Annotated in this window: 2 protein-coding genes and 1 pseudogene; all 3 read right to left on the bottom strand. The window is 73.3% G+C overall.

All coding sequences use genetic code 11. The annotated features are described in order from the left end of the window. Positions 1 to 647 (bottom strand): DUF4192 domain-containing protein (locus DKT69_RS36970; RefSeq protein WP_236648769.1); only part of this gene is annotated, 647 nt, incomplete at its 3' end. Between the two features lie 354 nt (positions 648 to 1,001). Next, positions 1,002 to 2,600, bottom strand: a complete 1,599-nt coding sequence (locus DKT69_RS36965) for a VWA domain-containing protein (protein ID WP_109805986.1) — start codon at positions 2,598 to 2,600, stop codon at positions 1,002 to 1,004. A gap of 17 nt (positions 2,601 to 2,617) precedes the next feature. Then, positions 2,618 to 2,893, bottom strand: a pseudogene (locus tag DKT69_RS36960) (AAA family ATPase); the annotation flags it as partial.

The raw sequence follows: 2,893 nt of genomic DNA, 5'->3' as shown, positions 1-2,893 counted from the left end.
GGTTGGGCGCGGCGGGTGATGTCGCTCCACATCGCGACATGCCAGGGCTGCGAGTCGGTGGCCCGCCATGCGACGTCGCGGATCGCGGTGATCGGCAGGAGCACCGTGAGCCAGGCCAGCTCGTCGTCGGTGAGCACCTGGTCGTCGGCGTAACGGGCGAACGTCTCCCGCACGATGTCCTCGCCGGCGTGAATCAGCGCGTCGCGGCCGCCGTCGGTGGTGAGGACGCGGCGGCGCGCTCGGGCCTTGTAGGTGGCGCGGGTGACGGCGGCCCGGGCGTGACCGTCGATGGGGGCGATGCTGGCGACGAGCGCCCGCCGGTCGGGCAGGGCAGTGTGGCCGGCGACGATGGCGTGCAGGGTGAGGTCGCTGCGGTCGGGGTCGAAGGGCACCCCGTCGACGGGGCAGCAGGTGGGTTCCTGACAGAGGTAGGAGAAGTAGCTGTGCTCGGTGACCCGCAGCGCGTCGAAGACGTCGATACGCGCGGTACGCAGCCGGGGCGTGACGGTGTCGAGAACCGGGGTGACCCGGCTGGCGGGGCCGTAGCCGATGAGGATCGCGGTTGTCACGCTGGCGTGGTGGAGCATGCGCAGCTGCTGAGGCATCACCTCGTCGACCCAGTCGACCGCATCGGCGGGGTCGGGCAGGTCGGTGCGGCTGGCGACGGCGACGGTGGTGCCGGCGAGACCGACGATGACGAGGCTGTCCGGAAAGGGTGGAAGCCGAGTAGGTAGGGCACGGCGGTGATCAGGTCAGCGGGCGAGGTGATCGGTAGGCGGTGCTTGTCGCTCACGGTGTCTCCTTGGATGGTGGGGTGGGACCCGGGCACGGCCGTGTGGCCGTGCCCGGGGTGCGCGGTCGCGCGGGTAGCCGGGCAAGCGGCTGCAGGCGGTACCAGGGGAGGGGGTCGAATCGGTGCCGGTCGGGGGCACGCGGGTCATCTGTGGCGTGCGGCGTCAGCAGAAGGGCGTGCCCTGCCGTTCTCGTGGAGCTGACGGTTGTCAGGCCTGCTCGAGGGCGGTGACGGCGGCGCTGGCGATGTGGTGGATCGCCTGTACCGGGTCGGCCACGAGGACGGTGGTGGCGTCGGTGAAGGTGTGCCCGTCCAGGTCGGCGGGGCGCAGCCACAACACCGCGCATCCGGCGCGGTGCAGGGTGCTGACGAGCCGCTGCGCCGGGGCGATGTTGTCGAGGTCGCCGTCGGAGACGACCGCGAGCATCCGCAGCCTGCCGGGCTGCCGCAGCTGCAGCACCGGGTCGGCGAGTTTCACGGCGTCAATGAAGGTGCTGCTGCCGCCGAAGGTGTGTATGTCCTGCACGTGGGTGGGGCGTTGCCGGGGGCCGATGAGCAGGGTGACGTCGCTGCCGAAGGCGATGGTGGCGGTGACGGCGTCGCTGCTGCGGGCGGCGTGGGCGAGGATCCACGCGGCCGACGACATCGGCGCGGCGTACGGGTGCATGGAGAAGGACACGTCGACGATGACGCCCAGGTGCAGGGTCGGCTTCGGCGGCGGCAGCGTAGTGCGGCGTTGCCAGGGTGTGGCGGTGGGGCGGGTGCCGGCGGCGATCTGCGCCTGGGCGGTGATGGCGTGGCGGGTGCGCAGGCGGCCGGGTGGGATGAGGCTGGGCTGGGTGTCGGGTTCGGGCTGGTGGGTGCGGGCGCGGCGCAGCCGGGCGGCGAGGTGGCGGGCGGCGGCGCGTTCGTCGTCGGTGGGGTCGCGTCGGGTCCACGTCGCGGGCGCGGAGTACCGGGCGCTGAGCTGCCGAGCCCGGTACTCGGCGGGAGTGAGGCCGGCCGTGTGGGCGAGGTAGTCGGTCAGGGCCTGGGCGAGCCGGCCGCCGAACACCCCCGGATCCGGTACCGGCGTTTGCGGCTGCTGCTGAGGGTCGATGCCGAGGATGCGGCACCACCGCCACGCCAGGTCGACCATGCTGTCGGCGTCCGTGTCATCGGTGGTGTGGGCCTGCCGCCACACCTCGCGCAGCTGCAGGAGGCGCTTGCGGCCGAGGATCGCGGTGACGGCGGCGCGCACACGCTTGATGTCCTTGGCGGTGAGGATGCGGGCGTCAACGCGGGCGAGAAGGAGACCGGCGAGGTGCGCGGCGTGCCAGGGGTCGTCGATGGGGGCGTCGTCGGGGCTGATCAGGGTGGTGACGGTGTGGCGCAGCCACCGCCGGTCCCCGCGCCGCCGGGCGCGCTGCCGGTACTCGATCCGGGATTCTTCAAGGAGTTCGGCGACTGCGGCGACTACCGGTGGGGTGCCGGGCGGGGTGCGCCACCGGCTGTGGGCGGCGTGGGCGGCTTCGTGCACGAGCAGCCCGTAGGCGGTGGGAACCAGGCGCTTGTGGCCGGCCCGTCGGGGGTTGGCGATGTCGGGGGCGCCGATGTGGGTGGCGTCGACTTCGATGCGGCAGGCGTCGGGGTAGAAGCAGGCGGGGGCGCCACCGCCCGCGCCGGGCGCGACGCTGACGGTCAGGTCGGTGCGGCCGGTCAGGACCGGGATGTGCTGGGTCCAGGCGTGGCTCCACGCCTGCCAGTCCGGGTCGCCGATCGCGGGCGCGGCCGCGCCGGAATGCAGATGGGTACGGGGATGAGGCATGGCTCTCCTTTGTGGGCTCAGCGCTGCTTGCCGAGGGTCAGCGCGGTGACGTCCGCGCCGAAGTGCTGTTGCAGGGCGGCGATCACCTCGGGCCGGTCGTCCTCGGGGGCGCGGCCGGCGAGGTTGGCGATCGCCGCGGGTAGGCCGAGGGTCTTGCGGACGCGGGCGAAGCCGAGCAGCTCGCGTAGCTGCGGTGCCCACGACACGCGTCCGGCGGTCAGGTCGGCGTTCAGCGTGATGGCGGCGGCGATGGCGGGGGCGGGGACGCCGAGGTGGCGGGCGAGGTCCCAGTC

Origin of the sequence: Micromonospora sicca, assembly GCF_003172935.1 — a bacterium.
GTDB classification, from domain to species: Bacteria; Actinomycetota; Actinomycetes; order Mycobacteriales; family Micromonosporaceae; genus Micromonospora; species Micromonospora sicca.
Note: the sequence above shows the minus strand (reverse complement) of the source record. Positions and strands in the feature narration are given on the sequence as shown.